Below are 18,418 nucleotides of genomic sequence, written 5' to 3' on the forward strand. Positions count from 1 at the left end.
TTAAAATCCATATAAAAGAAGTATGAATATAAGAATCTTTTTTACTGTTTTAGGACTATTGTCCGCTCTTTGCGTATGGTCTCAGCAGACAGAGCGCCGTTATCTTTCCGGTACCGGACTGGGCGATGGCGTAACCTGGCAGTTTTATTGTTCCGAGGGTAGGAACAGCGGGAAGTGGAGTAAGATAGAAGTGCCTTCTCAATGGGAGCTGCAGGGTTTTGGTGAATATACCTACGGGCGTTGGTATAAGAAGAAGGGGGTTAAGAATCCCAGTATGGAAGAGGGGATTTATCGTCATACATTTCGTGTACCGGAAGATTGGAGAGGTAAGAACATACGTTTGTGGTTTGATGGGGTTATGACAGATACGGATGTGATTGTAAACGGAGTTTCGGCCGGAGAAACACATCGGGGCGGATTTTATCGTTTTTCCTACGACATAACTTCTTTGTTGAAATATGGTGCTGCCAATAAGCTGGAAGTACGGGTAAAAAAACATTCCGGAAATAAGTCGGTGAATGCGGCCGAACGTAAGGCGGACTGGTGGTTGTTTGGGGGGATTTACCGTCCTGTATGGTTAGAAGCCAAACCTCAGACACGTATCGAACATATTGCAGTGGATGCGAAAATGGATGGAGAAATGAAGCTTTATACCGAGCTGAAAGGAGTGAAAGGGAAGGAAAAGTTAACGGCTGCTTTACATCCTTTGGGAGGAACGGACGTTTGTTCGGAGGTTCGGACGTGGGAAGTGGGGCATGACAGTGTGTTTGCTCATGTTTGGAAAAATGTAGAACCTTGGACTCCGGAAAAACCTCGGCTTTACAATCTCATTGTTACCTTGCGGAATGAAGAAGGGAAGGCTTTACACCGGACATCTGTCCGCGTCGGATTCCGTACCGTTGACTTTCGTCCACGCGACGGTGTTTATCTGAATGGTACGAAACTGGTGATGAAAGGCGTAAACCGTCATTCTTTTCACCCCGATGGCGGGCGTACCACCAATAAGGAACTCAGCATTCAAGATGCCCTGCTCATTAAAGAAATGAATATGAATGCCGTGCGTTCCCATTATCCACCCGATGAGCATTTTCTGGATGCTTGTGATTCGTTGGGATTGCTCTATATTGATGAACTTGCGGGCTGGCAGAATGCTTACGACACTGTTACAGGCAGCAAGTTGGTAAAAGAAATGATAGCAAGGGATGTAAATCATCCATGTATCGTACTTTGGAGCAATGGAAATGAGGGCGGGTGGAACATGGCTACGGACAAACTGTTCTACCGTTATGATCCGCAACGCCGTCATGTCATTCATCCTTGGGCGGACTTTGATGAATTGGATACACACCATTACCCGGCTTACCTGACCGGTGTAGGCCGTTTCACCAACGGATATAAGGTTTTCATGCCGACAGAGTTTATGCATGGTCTGTACGACCAGGGACATGGAGCCGGACTGGAGGATTTCTGGGCGCGATATACGGCACACCCTTTGTTTGCCGGAGGTTTTTTATGGGCATATAGCGATGAAGCTGTACGCCGGACAGACTGTAACGGCATTTTGGACAGTGAAGATTATAATGCGCCTGACGGTATTGTAGGTCCTTATCGGGAGAAAGAAGGCAGTTTCTATTCCGTACGGGAAATATGGTCGCCTATAAAGATAAAGCCTCTCCAGCTAACGCCTTCTTTCAATGGCCGTTTTTTAGTGGAGAACCGTTATCTGTTTACTAATTTGAAGGAGTGTTCCATGCGCTATCGCGTCCTTTCCTATCCTTCTCCGCTACAGAGCAGGGCTGAGGGATGCACAGTAGACAGCGGTCGGGTGAATTTGCCTGCTTTGGAACCGGGTGAAACCGGATATGCCTGTATAGCTGCATGGGAGAATCCGGAAATCCGGGAGAAATTCTTCTCTAAGGGAGATGTTTTGGAATTGGAGGCTATAGGACTGGATGGAAAGAGCGTGTGTACGCGTACGTATCCCATCAGTTTTGCGAGAAGCTATTTTGAAGGGCAACTGGCTTCTTTGAAAAGAACAGGAAAAGGTTGTTGCGTGAACGAGGCTGATTCTTTGATAACGTTGTGTTCCGATTGGGTGGACATATCCTTTCGCCGAAACGATGCTACCATATATTCTGTATTGCGGAAGAAAGACAACCGGATAATTCCGTTGAAAGACGGTCCGCTGCCTGTAGGAATGCAAATGAAACTGGTGTCCCTTTCCGCTCGTATGGAGCAGAGAGGTGATGCTATCCTTTGTGCCCGTTATCGGGGCGGAGCGGATTCCGTTGTGTGGCGTTTGCGTCCGGACGGGCTGTTGAAGATGGATGCCGTATTGCTGAACCGGGCATCGGGCGGTGGCGGCTTTGATGATGCTTTTACGGATAATGCCATACTTAACTTCGGGTTTACCTTCTCTTATCCTGAAAGCGAATGTACAGGTATGCGTTGGTTGGGGCGCGGTCCTTACCGTGTGTGGAAGAACCGTATTCCGGGTACGAATTACGGTATCTGGCAGAAAGACTTTAATAATACTGTTACCGGAGAGAGTGCGGACAAACTGGTCTATCCGGAATTTAAAGGGTATCACGCCAATCTTTATTGGGCCACAATTCAAGGCAAGCAGAATGCTTTTACCGTCTATGCGGCTACGGACGGAGTGTTCTTTCGTGTATTCACTCCGGATGAACCTCGTGGGCGTCAGGATGGTATCCGTACAATGCCGGACTTTCCGGCCGGGGATCTTTCTTTCTTATTGGATATTCCCGCCATTCGCTCTTTTAAGCCGATAAGTCAGCACGGGCCGCAGAGTCAGCCTGGAACTATCCGTATCAAAAAAGGGGATGAGGGGTTGAAACTGGAGTTGGCATTTGACTTTCTGTGACAGCTTGGGCAGTGTATGCCCGATAATCATTTCTCTTAGCATTTCCGCCAAACCGGACAGAATCGGTTTGGCGGAAATGCGTTATCTTTGCTTCGTTCACAACTATGAGATATATTACTTACACTAAAAATACCATGAAAAAACTGTTTTATTCTCTACTTGCAGTCGTCTTGGCAGCTTGCGGTTCGGAAAAGCAAGCGCCGATAGATCGTGAGGCGCTGGTTGCCCGTAACAACCCTCAGGTATCTTCGTTTGATTCATTGGCATCATTGTCGGTCGGCAACGGTGAGTTTGCCTTTACAGTGGATGCTACCGGTCTCCAGACTTTTCCCTTAGTATATAAGAAAGGTGTGCCATTGGGTACGCAAAGTCAATGGGGCTGGCATAGTTTCGGTAATCCCAATAAATACAAACCGGAAGAATACTTGAAAGAACACGATTTCGGTCGTGGACATAAAGAAATATACGCTTGTCAGTTTAAAGAAGACGGACGTCAGAAAGAAGCTTCCAATTGGTATCGCATGAACCCTCATCGCCTGCATTTGGGTATCGTGGGACTGGAGTTGGGCGATGATGTGAAGACTTCTGACATTACCGATATTGCCCAGACATTGGATATGTGGAACGGTGTCATCAACAGTCACTTCACACTGAAAGGCAACGCCTTTGATGTACAGACCGTATGTCATCCGCAAATGGACATGATTTCAGCCAGTATCACCAGTCCGGCACGTGGTGGGGTGAAACTGCATTTTCCATACCCTACGGGCGCTCATGCCGATGATGCCTGCAATTGGGATGCCAACAACAAACACACTACAGATATAGTCTTTGAGAATGCGCAAAGTGCAGTTCTCAAACGTACACTCGATTCTACCGTTTATTATGTATCTCTGCGTTGGGAAGGAAAAGCTTCCCTCAAGGAGAAGTCTGCAAACTATTTTGTACTGACACCGGCGGAAGATAAACTCGCTTTTTCTTGCAAGTTTACGTCCGCTTTTCCCGGAACTGTATTCGAGAGTGAACCGGCTGTCTATACTTCTGCCGATACTCTGCCTACTTTCGCCGAAACTCTGGCAGCCGGCAACAGCTATTGGAACAATTTCTGGAAGAACGGTGCGGCTGTAGACTTCTCACATTGTACCGACCCGCGTGCCAAAGAATTGGAACGCCGTGTCGTATTGAGCCAATACCTGCTCGCCATTCAGTCGGCAGGCAGTGTTCCGCCGCAGGAAACAGGGCTAACCTACAATTCATGGTTTGGCAAGTTCCACCTCGAAATGATATGGTGGCATCAGGCTTGGCAGGCACTTTGGGGGCATCCCGAATTGCTGGACCGTACACTCGGCTGGTACGAAACGGTCGAACCTGTTGCCCGTGAGATAGCCCGCCGTCAGGGATTCGACGGAGTGCGTTGGATGAAAATGACCGATCCCAGCGGAACGGAAGCTCCGTCTAATGTAGGCAGTTTCCTGATTTGGCAGCAACCGCATTTTATCTATTTGGCCGAACTCGTTTACCGTGCCAATCCTTCGGATGAGGTGATTAAGAAATACAATCATCTGGTGCAGGAAACTGCAAAGTTCATGTATTCTTTCGCCACTTACGATGAATTCCATGGACGTTTTATCCTGAAAGGCGCTATTCCCGCACAAGAAACATTGCGTGCGGCTACTACCATCAATCCGCCGTTCGAACTCTCTTACTGGCATTATGCCATGAATGTGGCTCAGCAGTGGCGTGAACGTGTCGGTGAAAAGCGTAATCTGGAATGGGATGAGATGATAGACAAACTCTCTCCGCTGGCCTATAATGAAGACAGCCTTTATCTGGCTGCCGAAAATGCAGTGGATACTTACAAGGATATCCGTTTCACCAGCGACCACATGGCAGTGCTTGGCTCTGTGGGTATCCTGCCGATGAACAAGCTGATACGTGCCGACTATATGAAGAATACGCTTCATTGGGTGTGGGACAACTGGAACTGGGGCAAGACATGGGGCTGGGATTACCCGATGACCGCTATGAATGCCACTCGGCTGGGTGAGCCAGAAAAGGCTGTAGGCGCCTTGCTGATGGATAAGCGCACCAATACTTACTTGTTGAACGGACACAATTATCAGGACGGACGTCTGCGTTGCTACCTGCCGGGCAATGGCGGCTTGCTGACTGCCGTGGCGCTGATGTGTGCCGGTTGGGACGGGTGTGAGGTGAAAAATCCCGGTTTCCCGCAAGACGGTACATGGGATGTGCGTTGGGAAGGTTTGAAGCCGATGCCGTAATCGCCTCTTTGTATATAAATATTATTATATATAACTAATCTGGGACTACTCCGTACTATCCCCTTTATGAATAGCTTGCAGAAGGATGCATTCAGTATACGACTGATATAGGTTCAGTCGTATACTGAATGTGTTTCAATCGTATAGTGAATGGCTTTCAGTTATGCTTTCATCCTTTGAACTAAATAAAACCTTATGAACCGTATTTCTGTTTTTGCAATTATTTTTACTCTGTTTATCCCTTTGGGTTCTTACGCGCAATATGCTTCTTCGTCTAAAACTCCGAAGAAAGCAGGCGATTTGATAGAATCCACTTCCTACAATGACCATAAGCGGGGAGCTCCCCGTATGTTGCAATACTTGCCGTCCGGTGAAGAGTTTGTCTGCGTCAACGGCAAGAACCGCTACACACGTGCTTTGTATGGCGGACATACGGCATGGCGCCTGGAAACCGGCGACCGTCCGATATTTGCCACGTATGTCAAGAACGACTGCCGTAATATCCGTTTTCGCTTGCATCTGCCGGACGGTACGGTTACACCGTTGGAAGAAACCGATTGGTGCGAGGCGCGTTATAATCCGGGTACGCGTACGTATGTCTTGAAAGACAAGGCATGGGGAGAAAATTGCAGCCTGAAAGTTTCCGTATTGGCAAGTCTTACGGAAGAGATGGCCGTTTGGGAGCTTTCCGGTGAGTTGCCTGCCGGCTGCGAGCTGGAAGTGTTGAATTCGCCCATCCGCCGGAAGAAGCTTTCCCGTAGCGGAGATATGGGGGCAGACCCTCCGGGATGTTTTGAGCCGGCAGAAGACGGCACAGTGCTGCAAACACTGAAATGCCGCTTTCCGGCCGACGGGCATTTGTATGTGGGCATTTCCGGTAATGAACTGAAGGAAATACGGGATGGTGGTGTACAGTATCTTGCCCTTCAAAAGGCTTGCCGTGAACTGGCCGAACGCATCAGAATCACTACTCCCGATCCTTATTTCAATACGCTTGGCGGTGCACTTGCTGTTGCTGCCGACGGTATCTGGGGGGAAGAGGGCGTGTGGCTGCATGGAGCTGTCGGCTGGCGTATGCCGTTGAGCGGCTGGCGTGCCGCATACGTAGGCGATGTGTTGGGCTGGCACGACCGCGCACGCACTCATTTTGACAACTATGCTGCCAGTCAGGTGACCGAAGTTCCCAATGCGATTTCGCATCCGGCACAGGATTCTGCCCTTGCGCTTGCACGTTCGGCCAAGATATGGGGAACACCGCAATACAGCAACGGATATATCTGCCGCAATCCTCGCCGTAACAATCAGATGCACCATTATGACATGAATCTCTGTTACATAGACGAACTGTTGTGGCACTTCAACTGGACGGGCGACCTTGAGTATGCCCGCCGCATGTGGCCGTTGCTGACACTGCATCTTGCTTGGGAAAAACGCAACTTCGACCCGGACAACGACGGCTTGTACGATGCCTACGCCTGCATTTGGGCAAGCGATGCGCTGTATTATAACAGTGGCGCCGTTACGCACAGCTCTGCCTATAACTATCGCGGCAATAAACTGGCTGCACTGATTGCTGAGAAGATAGGCGAAGACCCCACACCCTATCGGGAAGAGGCCGATAAGATATTGAAAGCGCTCAACACCCGTCTCTGGTTGCCGGAGAGAGGACATTGGGCGGAATTCCAAGATTTCATGGGTCATCGCCGTCTGCATGAAGATGCTGCCGTATGGACCATCTATCACGCTCTCGACAGCGATGTGGCCGATCCGTTTCAGGCATATCTTGCCACAAGTTACATAGACCGTGAAATTCCTCATATTCCTGTCGTGACTTCGGATGATGTGCTTGCCGCCGATGCTGCTTTGCCTGTCAATGCAGGCCCGTACGCTCATTGGCAGGAACAGTTGACGGCAGCGAGTGCTGCCGTCAATGCCGGAAAGTATGCCACTGTGGCCACTACCGACTGGATGCCGTATTCATGGAGCATTAACAATGTAGCCTTTGCCGAAGTGATGCACACGTCGCTCGCTTATTTTCAGGCAGGACGCAGAGAGGCAGGCTTCAAATTGCTGAAAAGTTCTGTTCTGGACGGCATGTACCTGGGCGATAGTCCGGGCAATTTCGGGCAGATAAGTTTCTATGATGCTGCCCGGGGCGAATGTTACCGCGACTTCGGCGACCCTATCGGAGTGGCTTCCCGCGCATTGATTCAGGGGCTTTACGGAATCTTGCCCGATGCTTTGAACGGTCGTCTGCTGATAAAACCCGGTTTCCCGGAAGAGTGGGAGTATGCTTCACTGCATACGCCGGATATAGACTTTGACTTTAAAGCGGGCGAAGTGGCTACCGGTAAGTATTCTTCCCGCGACTGTTCGCTTTATACCGTTACACACCGTTTGCCTGCCGTACGGAATCTGGAATTGCAATTCCCAGCACGTCGTTCGGCTGTGGCGCGTTTGACAGTAAACGGCCAGAATGCAGCGTGGAGACTGGTTGAAAATTCAGTTGGACGGCCCATGCTTTCCGTTTCCGTTCCTGCTGCTTCCGATGAGGAGGTAACAATCAATGTCGCTTGGGAAGGAGAGTTGCTTGAAGCTCCTGCTTCTGTCGATGCTTATCCTGCAACTCGCGTCCGTAAGGCGGGACCCGTCAGTTTCATTGCTATGGAACAGGGACAGATGAAATGGTGGGCGCCGGTAGAGCACCCGGTATCCGATAAGGGTAAGAAACCTGTTCCGGTAGGTGATTTTAAAGCAGTCGATTCAGCCCGATGCACTCCAGTCGATATGCAGAAAGTGTTCAATGCGAATGTAACGGATATTTTCCGCAATGAATACCTGTCGCCGCGTTCTCCGTACACCACGTTGCAGTTGCCCAAACAGGGAATAGGCGAGTGGTGTCATCCGCTGAAGACAGCAGATATAGATGATTCGGGTTTGCGTGCCACTGTGCGTAAAGGCTTGTTGGAGACAAAGCTCGGGATACCTTTCCGTACTCCTGCCGAAGGGCATAACATAGCTTTCACCTCTCTTTGGGACAATTATCCGGACAGTCTGCAAATTCCCCTGCAAGGCAAGGCTTCCCGTGCCTATTTACTAATGGCAGGCAGTACTAACCACATGCAGTGCCATATCGACAATGGCGTAATCCGTGTGTATTATGAAGACGGTACTTGCGACACCTTGTCTTTGGTAAATCCGGATAACTGGCCGCCCATCGAACAGATATTCTTTGAAGATGGAAAGTCTTTTAACCGTCATGCACCGTCTCTCTATCGCCTGCGTCTGAAGACCGGTGAACTGAGCAATAATTTCGGTGAGGAACTTGGCTTTACCGGCGTGTCTCGCGAGGTGGACGGTGGTGCCGCCGTACTGTTGGAAATGCCGTTGAATGCAGGGAAAAAGCTTTCTCATCTTGTACTGGAGACACTCTCCAATGAGGTGGTGATAGGAATAATGGGCATTACGCTTCAACGATGAAGTGTACAAAACTACATGGATTCCGAATATTCATGGTTGTTGTATATGGAGGTGTATCCTTATCTTTGCTGTAAGAAACACTTAAATATAGAATAACCATGAAAACTTTTTTGATTACCCTTTTATGCGTATTTTTTTATTCAGGTTTCTCATCCGGAGCGGATTGGCATGTATCTGTCGCCAAGTACAGGCACGATAAAGTTTGTGCCATCAGTTACACTTTCGATGACGGGTTGGCAGAGCATTATACACTGGCGGCTCCGCAATTGGAACAGCGGGGCTTTCGCGGAACATTTTTCATTAACGGCTCCAAAGTGAATAAGGATGAGCGGCACATAAAAGATACCACTCGTGTGACGTGGCCTCAGTTGAAGGAAATGGCGGAAAAGGGGCATGAAATTTCCAATCATGGATGGGCACACCGTAACTTTGCCAAGTTTCCGTTTGAAGTACTCAAGGAAGATATACTGAAAAACGACAGTGCGATATATGCCCATGTAGGCGTTATGCCCCGTACGTATGCCTATCCCAATAATACGAAACAGGGAGAGGCAATGGCGTTTGTAGCCCGAAACCGTGTAGGTACGCGCCTGAAACAACGTTCCGTAGGCAGTAAGCGTACAGCCCGCGATTTGGAGAAGTGGATGGAAACACTGATTAAGACAGGAGATTGGGGCGTGGGCATGACGCACGGTCTGACCTACGGGTACGATGCCTTCGGCAATCCGCAATGCTTATGGGAACATTGGGAACAGGTCAAAGCCAATGAAGACAAGATATGGGTAGGTACTTTCCATGAAGTTGTCTCTTATCTCAAAGAGAGGGAAGCAATCCGCCTCACTGTAACGGAGAAGAAGAATAAGTTACATGTCGTTCCCGAACTGCCATTGGACAAAGAACTTTTTACCGAACCGTTGACAATGGTTGTCGAAGGCGGAACAATGAAAAAAGTATCCGCCAGACAGGGAAAAAAGAAACTCTCCGTACAGCTTCGTTCCGATAAGGCTTTTTTCGATTTCGACCCTTTTGGCGGTGAAATTATAGTAACTATTAGATAGAAGTTCCCCATGGTACGGAGAAAATCATTATTTTTGCCGTAACGACATCGAAACTTATGAGGAACATGAAACAAAGAGCCTGCGGGAGAAGAATTTATACCTTTCTGGTTACGTGCCTTGTTGCAGTAATGAATCTGCAAGGATATGCTTCCGTCAAGGTACATGTGCAGTATCTGACTACGGCGGACGGATTGTCCAATAACTCCGTCCGTTACATCCATCAGGACAGTAAAGGTTTTATTTGGATGAGTTCGCTGAACGGGCTGAACCGTTATGACGGCAATTCATTCCGCACTTTCCTGCCGAAGAACAACGGGCAGATGTCACTTGCCGACCGGCGTGTAAAGCATTTGTATGAAGACGCCAACGGCTTCTTATGGATATCCACCTCTGCCGACCGTTTCAGTTGTTACGACCTGAAGAGAGATTGTTTCGTGGACTTTACCGGATGTGGGGAACATGAAGACCATTACGGCTATATTACCGTACTGCCTGATGCGGTTTGGCTGTGGGGGCGGGGACAAGGTTGCCGGCTCATACAATATAGGGACGGTAAGTTTGCTTCAAAAGTTTTTAATGCGAAAGACGGGCAGCTTCAATCGGATAATGTCCAGTTTGTGTTGCAGGACAGTGCCCGGCGGGTATGGATCGGTACGGATAAGGGGCTTTATTGTTGGAAAGATAATGCGTTGCAGTGTGCCGATAAGTCACACAGTTTCCAGCGTGCCTGTAGCTTTAAAGGCAAGACTTGTTTTATAACCGTTGACGGGGAAATTCGGACTGCCGATAAGGAAGGCAGGCTTTCTTTGGCGGCAAAGTTGCCGGATGTATCTTACGGATTGGACTTGCCGGGTAACTTGGCTGTCGGAAGCCAATGGGTTATTTTCACTTCAGAGGGGAGCTTTGTTTTTGATACGGAGAGTAATATGCTGAAGCCCTCACCCCCGGAATGGAATATTCCCGGTGGTGAAGTCTCTGTGGATAACCGGGGGAATTATTGGGTACACAACAAGACGGGCAAGTTGTATTATATCCGGTCGGGGACGGGTGCTGTGAAAGTATTTCAGCTGATGCCTCGGGAAAAGGTGGGCTATATTGATATGGAGCGGTATCATGTAGTGCACGACTCACGTGACATCCTTTGGATTTCAACTTATGGCAACGGACTTTTTACCTACGACCTGCGGACTGACGAGCTCCGCCATTTCAAAGCGGACGACAGCCGTTCTTCATTAATATCGTCCAATGCCCTGCAGTATATTATGGAAGACCGTTCGGGCAGCATCTGGCTAAGCTCCGAATATACGGGGGTGTCTCATTTGAAAGTAGTAAATGAGGGCGCCGTACAATTTTATCCGGAACCGGTGGAATACGACACGGAAACGCATGTAAATAATATCCGTATGCTGGCTACTGCCACTGATGGGGATATTTATCTGGGCACCCGCGATGGAAAGGTGTATGTGTACGATGCCGCCTTGTCCCGTCCGAAAAAGAAAGAAGTGTACGGCAAGAACATATATGCCCTTTGTGAAGATGCCGCAGGCACTCTTTGGTTGGGGAGTCGTGGCAACGGCTTGTATGTGGACGGTAAAAGGTACACCCACCGGGCAGATGATGCGAACTCGCTTGCTGCCAATGAAATCTTTTGTATGTTGCATGACAGTAAAGGACGGATGTGGATCGGCACTTTTGGTGGTGGTCTGGAACTTGCCGAACCCGACGGACAGGGCGGTTATAAGTTCCGTCATTTTCTCAATGAATACTATTCGCAGAAACGCATACGCATATTGATTGAGGACAGACAAGGTTGGATTTGGGCGGGAACGAGCGACGGCATATTCGTGTTCCGTCCCGAAGAACTGTTGGCAAATCCTGAAGCCTACCATCATTACAACTGGAGCAATCGGAGCTTGTTGAGCAATGAAGTGCGGCATATAATGCAGGACAGCAAGGGAAATATCTGGATTGCCGAATCCGGTGCGGGATTCTGTATCTGTACGCCCGGTAATGATTACGGAAAGTTGGAGTTTACTCATTACGGCGTTGCCGATGGTTTGGTAAACAGTATGGTACAGGCTTTCGTGGAAGATGCGGAAGGCAAGGTGTGGATTACCACCGAATATGGCGTTTCCTGTTTTTTCCCCGATTCAAAGACTTTTGAGAATTATTTCTTTTCCAGCGACATGCTGTGCAATGTATACAGCGAAAGCAGTGTGTTGAGACTGCAGGATGGCAGGATTGCCATGGGAACCAACCAAGGGGTCACTGTTGTCAATCCTTTGCAAGTGGAGAGTGTGCGGAATATTCCTTCCGTCACTTTCACGGAACTGAAGCTGAATGGTGTTTCGGTAGCTTCCGATGACCCTAATTCGCCTTTGGAGTATTCTCTTGCTTATGTCCGGGACATCCATCTGCGGCATAATCAGAATTCATTCGGAATTAATTTCTCCACGTTGGATTACTCTGCTACGATTCCGCCGAAGTTCAGCTATAAACTGGAAGGGTACGATAAGGAATGGAGCGTTCCGTCCGCTTTGACTTTTGCCGCCTATAAGAATTTGAAACCGGGTACTTACGATTTTCATGTGAAAGCATGCAACGCCGCCGGGCAATGGGGCGAACAGGATACAACACTCCGGATTGTCATTGCGCCGCCTTTCTGGCGTACCGCCTGGGCCTACCTGCTTTATTTCCTGTTGTTGGCTTTTGTACTTTATACCGTCTATCGCATCATCCGTAACATGAATGACTTGCGCAATAAGATAAAAGTAGAGGAGCAACTCACGGAATACAAGTTGGTGTTCTTTACCAATATCTCCCATGAGTTCCGTACTCCGTTGACACTGATTCAGGCTGCTTTGGAGAAGATGCACCGTGTAGGCAAGATACCCAAAGAGATGGCTTATTCCGTGAAAGTCATGGATAAGAGTACGCAGCGCATGCTGAGGCTTATCAACCAGTTGCTTGAGTTCAGGAAAATGCAGAACAACAAGCTTGCGCTTTCATTGGAAGAAACCGATGTCATATCGTTCCTTTACGAGATTTATCTGAGCTTCAAGGATGCCGCCGAGTCCAAGAAGATGGATTTCAGGTTTATACCTTCCGTGGCGTCTTATAAAATGTTCATCGATAAGGGTAATCTGGATAAGGTGACTTATAATCTGCTTTCCAATGCATTCAAATATACTCCGTCGGGTGGGAAGATAGACTTTTCCGTACAGGTGGATGTTACTGCACATAAGCTGGTTATTAAGGTAACCGATTCGGGAGTCGGCATTCCCAAGGAGAAACGCGACCAGCTTTTCAAACGTTTCATGCAGAGCAATTTCTCCGGTAGCAGTGTGGGGGTAGGGCTTCACCTGACCCATGAATTGGTAAATGTCCATAAAGGAACCATAACGTATGATGAAAATCCGGAAGGCGGTTCTGTCTTCACGGTGACGCTTTCTACCGATATTTCGGTGTACGGGGAAAAAGACTTTCTGATACCCAACAATGTCCTGCTCCGTGAGGAGGAAATGGCGCAGAAGCATTTGTCGGACATAGAGAGAGATGAGGTGATGGCTTCCGCTATAAGTGCGGATACCACACCGGATAGGGAAGAGGCGCAGGAGGAAAACCTGCCGGTTGTGCCTTTGAATAAACGGAAGCTATTGATTATAGAAGATGATACGGATGTGCGTGAGTTCTTGAAAGAGGAACTCTCCGTTTACTTTGAAGTAGTGGCAGAAGCCGATGGAAATGCAGGGTTGGAGCGGGCTTATTCGTATGATGCCGATTTGATAATCTGTGATGTCCTGATGCCGGGCCTGTCGGGATTTGAAGTTACCCGGAAACTGAAAAGCGACTTCAATACAAGCCATATTCCTATTATCCTGCTTACCGCCCTGAATGCGCCCGAAAGCCATTTGGAAGGAGTGGAAAGCGGGGCGGATGCCTATATCACGAAGCCGTTCAGTACAAAGCTGCTGTTGGCACGCGTGTTTAAACTGATTGAACAACGGGATAAGCTGCGCGAGAAGTTCTCAAGCGACCTTTCCATGGTACGTCCGGTTATATGCACGACAGATAAGGACAAGGAATTTACCGACAAGCTGACACGTATCGTAGAGGAGCAATTGGAGAATCCTGATTTCACCGTAGATGATTTTGCCTCTATGATGGCATTGGGGCGGACTATATTCTACCGGAAAGTGAAAGGAGTTACCGGTTATGCTCCCAAAGAGTATCTGCGTGTGATGCGTATGAAGAAAGCTGCGGAGTTGTTGCTGAAAACGGACGTCACTGTTGCGGAAGTGGCCTATCAGGTAGGCATCAATGATCCTTTCTATTTCAGCAAGTGCTTCAAGGCACAGTTCGGCGTGTCTCCTTCGGCTTATCAGAAGAATAAGGACAGTGTGTCACAGGCTTGACGGGAGTCGTTGGATGGTATATACCGTCTGTTCCGGCATTGCTATTTGGATAATAGCAATGTGCCTGTTTTTTCGTCTTTTTGGAAATGGATATTGTAATACATTCCGTCGATATCTTCTATGAGCAGTTTGTCGAGCAGGATGGTTTGCAGTTTCTTTCCGGCTTCGGCTATCCTCAGGACACCGCTTGTCTTTTCTCCCGCACCGGAACCACCGTTCCATGAGAGGTGGTACTGGCGCTTTTGACTAAAGTTGCTAAGTGCAATACGGTTGGAAAAGCGGGTAATTCCCCAGCCGTTATCCGTTTCCAACAGAAATGAATTCTCTTCCCAAGAGAATGCGGGAGTGACTTCTTGAAGCGGGGAAATATTGCCGCCGTCATCTTTACAGGCGGTAAACACGGCCGGTAAGATGATAAACTGAAAGGCGAGGATGAATGTATGAATGATTCTTCTCATGATTATGCTGTTTATATGAATTGTTAAGTATTTATTTGTTCAGGGTAAGTTTCAAGATACCGCCGTAGGTAGAGGTGGCTTTTAAATCCAGTTTGCCGTTGTACGCGGACAAATCGACTGTTCCGTTACTCATGTTTACTTTTTGCCCGTTGATGTAGAATGTGGTGAACTCTTCCGCTCCCGGTCCTTCTATGCAGGCAGTGTTGTCGCTGACGTGAATGGCGGCTTCCATGAGCCAGTCCTTTTCGCCTTCGAACGAATAGCCTATTCGGGCGGCATAAAGCCGGCTGCTTTCCGAAGGTTGCAGAAATGTGATATCCGGCAGACTGCCGTCCGCTTTCCGTTCTGCTGTCAATTGGCCGGCGTCCAGACTAAGGAAATCCGCTTCCGTAAGTGTCATGGCTGTGGGCAGGAAACTGTTATTGGCTATTTGGCAACGGCTTTCGTTAATATCGATGATATGTTTTCCCGCACTTCGCGGGCTGTAAGAGAGATTGTTCGTTAGGATATGTCCGTATCCGGCTACATCGACAGCCTCTTCTATCGACTTGCGGTTGAGCATACAATAATTGGACGGATTCATATAGCTGCTGTTGTTCGACCAGAGAATACCGCCCGGATGATGATTGGCATAGAAACCTTTGTTGCTGTTGTAATAGGCAATGCAGTTCTTTACTTCGTGCATCGGTATGACTTCGGGGGCCTTGGGAGTGCTGCTCATACCGTATCCGCCTGCCTTGAAGCCGGTACCGTCTCCTGCTTTGTCGGACATGCCGCCCGGCCGGTAACCGTTGTAAAAAGCCCAGCACTGTTCTATCACGACGGCTTGTCCGGAGTGGATGAGGTCGAAGCCGTCGTCGCTGTTCCACCACGCGCGGCAACCTCTGAATACGTTACCGCTGCCGTTGTTGTCGGGGTGTCCGCCGAATCCATCTACATTACCGCCTTTGCCGCCGTCCGAAACGGTATCATAGTTATTGTAAGCGTCACAGTTCAGTATAAGATTGCCGGCCCCCTTTACCAGATAGAAGCCGATTCCCATACCGTCGTGCATGGACAGGTTTTCATAGATGTTGTTATTGCCGCCTCGGTTGCTGAAACATTCCGATTGAGTGTGTCCCACAATGGTAACTTGCGTACCCACCACTTCGATATTCTTGAAATGCAGGTAGGAACCGCTGACATAGAATACGCTGATACGTTTTCCGGCGGGCTTTACGTGAGAGAGGTCGAACACCGGACGTTCGCCCGGGTAGCCGATATAGCAGATGCGATGCTCATTGTCCGTTCCGCTTTTGTCCATCAGGAATACGCAGGCGTAGATGTTTTCTTTCTCTCCCATGATTTGCGATTCTTTTATGGTGTATTTTCCGCCGCGTATATATACGATGTCGCCGGGCGCCGCTTCCGATTGTGCACGTGCCAGCGTTGCGAAGGGAGAATCGATGCTGCCAGCATTGGCATCGTTGCCATTGGTCGCTACGTAATACTCTTTGGCGTTCAGCATTATCGGCAGGCAGAGCAGAAGGAACAGGATTTTTAATATTTTCATAATGACAGTTGTTTTTTAATGCTATGGATGCAGTCGGGTTTCTTCAGAGGGAACGGCCGTTTCCCTTAAGGGAAACTTCATTTTCCTTTAAGGGAAACTTTGGTTTCCTTGAGGAGAAACGTGCGTTTCCCTTAGGGGAAACAGTTGTTTCTGTCCGGAGAAACGCTCGTTTCCTTCAGGGGAAAACTGCAATCGCTTGTTGTTTAGAACTTTATTCCTTAAATCGGTATCCTCTGAATGTACCTTTCAAATCCGCTCCGAAGTAGAATCCGGGTTGGGTAGGCTGGTTGTAGCCTACATCCTGGGTGGCTATGCTGATACGGTACACAGGGTCTTCGAGGAATGTGTGGAAACGGTATTCCGTGGGAATGGTGCTTACGTATAGACGTAATGCTGTGTTGTCGGTGGTACGTAGCAATACTTCTTCGCGCCAGTCGCCGATGATGTCACCTTGCAGACATGGATTGGATTTGGTTCCGTTATTGCTGGTTGCACCTTCGAAAGTGACAAGTGGCGTACAGGTTTCCACTCTCCAGTTGTATTTACTGATGACATTCCTGTCGAGCATCTCCCGTAGCAAATCTCCGTCCCACCATACAGCCATGTTTATCGGGAGCTTCTTCACTTTGGGTGCCACAACCTCTCCCTTTATATTGCGTATGCCTTCGGAGCGTGCCGACCACATTTCCACTCCGTGCTGGGTGGGGTCGATGTCCGCTGCCATGCAGCGGCCTACATCCGTGCTGTGTGGCAATTGGAAGATGACCTTTCCGGTGGCTGCGTCTCTGAATGTAGAACCGTCTTTCTTGTTTTCGTGACAAGCCCATAGTTGCAGTTGCGGATTGTCGGGGTCGAATTGTGTAAGATGCAGTGCGTCACCGTGTCCCATGCCTGTGGAGTATAATCCTTTTCCGTTGTGGTCTACGGTCATGGAACCGTACACTATTTCATCGCAACCGTCGCCGTCTATATCCGCCACGCGCAGGTTATGGTTGCCTTGACCGGCAAAGTGTTCATTGCCCGGTTGGTCGGTATCGAAAGTCCAGTGATTTTTAAGGTTCTTCCCGTCCCAGTTGAAAGCGGCAAGGACGGTGCGGGCATAATAACCGCGGCACATGACTACGCTGGGATGTATGCCGTCCAGGTAGGCGATACATGCAAGGAAGCGGTCGCTGCGATTGGCACGGTTGTCGCCCCAACCTTTCAGTTCGCCCCGTTGGGGAATGTATTCGATGGATTGCAGGGCTTCTCCCGTCATGCCGGAGAATACGGTGAGGTATTCTTTTCCTTTAAAGATACGTCCCTGGTTGCGGAGTCTCGGTGCGGGGGATCGGGTATCTCCTTTCTTCTTCCGGGGAGTGTACATTTCTCCCGGTTCGCGGTAGTCGGCTGTGGTATCGCCTATGACATTGCCTTTGCCGTCTATGCTTCCGTCGGCTGTGCGCATTACTATTTCGGCCTTACCGTCATTGTCCAGATCGTAAACCATAAACTGGGTGTAATGGGCACCGGCACGGACGTTCTTTCCGAGATTGATGCGCCACAGTTGTTCGCCGTTCAGGCGGTAACAATCTATCAGAACTTCGCCGGTATAGCCGTCGTGGGCGTTGTCGTGAGAGTTGCTCGGGTCCCATTTCAAGATGATTTCATATTCTCCATCTCCGTCTACATCGCCTATGGAAGCATCATTGGGCGAATAAGTGTAGGTATCTCCCGCAGGAGTGACACCGTTTGCCGGCTTCTGCATCGGTATTTGGATATAGCCTGTCGGGGCATTGGCGGGTAGGGTATAACGGCCGTTCTTGCGATTGGTTTCTTTTCCTTTCACAACAGGACGTACTTCGTAAGTTGCAGCGTCCGGGCTTGCGTAGGAGTCGTCATAAAACGTTCCGGCATTTACAGGTTCGGGAGTTATCTTTTTGCCATTACGATATACGTTGAATCCGGTATCCATGGGGTCGGACGAGAGGTATCTCCAAGATACGGTGACGGTAGACGCATCCTTGCGGATAGCAACCACACCCCGTCCGAGGTTTTCGCGTTGCAGTTTCTCGTAGTTGTAATTGGGCTGAGCGTTCAGGCTCGCGGCAATCAGTATCGTTGTAATTAGACAAAGCAGGTGTTTTTTCATGTTATCTTTTGCTTCTTGGATTACGGAATATTGTTTTTCGCTGTCAAAAGTAGTGGATATTTTTCTATTAAAGATGTATATATGTACACAAAGCATGGAAAAAGAGTGCTTTACGGATGGTGGATGAAATTACATGCAAAATGGATAAACGTCATGGC

The 18,418-nt window shown here is 48.9% G+C and carries 8 protein-coding genes; 5 read left to right on the forward strand and 3 right to left on the reverse strand.

Annotated features, from left to right (window positions below; all coding sequences use genetic code 11):
* The first annotated feature begins 22 nt into the window (after positions 1-22).
* From H8S52_RS10745 to H8S52_RS10765, 5 genes are all read left to right on the forward strand, one after another.
* Complete coding sequence (locus tag H8S52_RS10745; RefSeq protein WP_186909789.1) at positions 23-2,884, forward strand: glycoside hydrolase family 2 TIM barrel-domain containing protein; 2,862 nt, start codon at positions 23-25, stop codon at positions 2,882-2,884.
* A gap of 134 nt (positions 2,885-3,018) precedes the next feature.
* Positions 3,019-5,166 carry a hypothetical protein gene (locus H8S52_RS10750; protein WP_186909790.1) on the forward strand — a complete coding sequence of 716 codons (2,148 nt, stop codon included), beginning with the start codon at positions 3,019-3,021 and terminating at the stop codon, positions 5,164-5,166.
* Between the two features lie 195 nt (positions 5,167-5,361).
* Positions 5,362-8,646 carry a DUF4450 domain-containing protein gene (locus H8S52_RS10755; RefSeq protein ID WP_186909791.1) on the forward strand — a complete coding sequence of 1,095 codons (3,285 nt, stop codon included), beginning with the start codon at positions 5,362-5,364 and terminating at the stop codon, positions 8,644-8,646.
* 98 nt (positions 8,647-8,744) lie between these two features.
* A complete protein-coding gene (locus tag H8S52_RS10760) occupies positions 8,745-9,704 on the forward strand; it encodes a polysaccharide deacetylase family protein (protein ID WP_186909792.1) in 960 nt (319 codons plus the stop codon).
* Between the two features lie 56 nt (positions 9,705-9,760).
* The gene (locus tag H8S52_RS10765) at positions 9,761-14,119 is read left to right on the forward strand and encodes a hybrid sensor histidine kinase/response regulator transcription factor (protein ID WP_186909793.1); all 4,359 of its coding nucleotides are present in this window, start codon (positions 9,761-9,763) and stop codon (positions 14,117-14,119) included.
* A 41-nt stretch (positions 14,120-14,160) separates the two neighbouring features.
* On the opposite strand, the gene H8S52_RS10770 is transcribed toward H8S52_RS10765, so the two are convergent.
* The 3 genes from H8S52_RS10770 to H8S52_RS10780 all read right to left on the reverse strand — a co-directional run bounded on the left by H8S52_RS10770 (position 14,161) and on the right by H8S52_RS10780 (position 18,260).
* Positions 14,161-14,577: a hypothetical protein gene (locus H8S52_RS10770; RefSeq protein WP_117906668.1), complete on the reverse strand. Its 417-nt coding sequence runs from the start codon at positions 14,575-14,577 to the stop codon at positions 14,161-14,163.
* A 31-nt stretch (positions 14,578-14,608) separates the two neighbouring features.
* Positions 14,609-16,129: a right-handed parallel beta-helix repeat-containing protein gene (locus H8S52_RS10775; protein ID WP_186909794.1), complete on the reverse strand. Its 1,521-nt coding sequence runs from the start codon at positions 16,127-16,129 to the stop codon at positions 14,609-14,611.
* Between the two features lie 211 nt (positions 16,130-16,340).
* Positions 16,341-18,260, reverse strand: coding sequence for a rhamnogalacturonan lyase (locus H8S52_RS10780; protein ID WP_186909795.1), 1,920 nt, complete (start codon positions 18,258-18,260; stop codon positions 16,341-16,343).
* Between the last annotated feature and the right edge of the window lie 158 nt (positions 18,261-18,418).

This window comes from Bacteroides sp. NSJ-48 (genome assembly GCF_014287405.1).
GTDB classification, from domain to species: Bacteria; Bacteroidota; Bacteroidia; order Bacteroidales; family Bacteroidaceae; genus Bacteroides; species Bacteroides stercoris.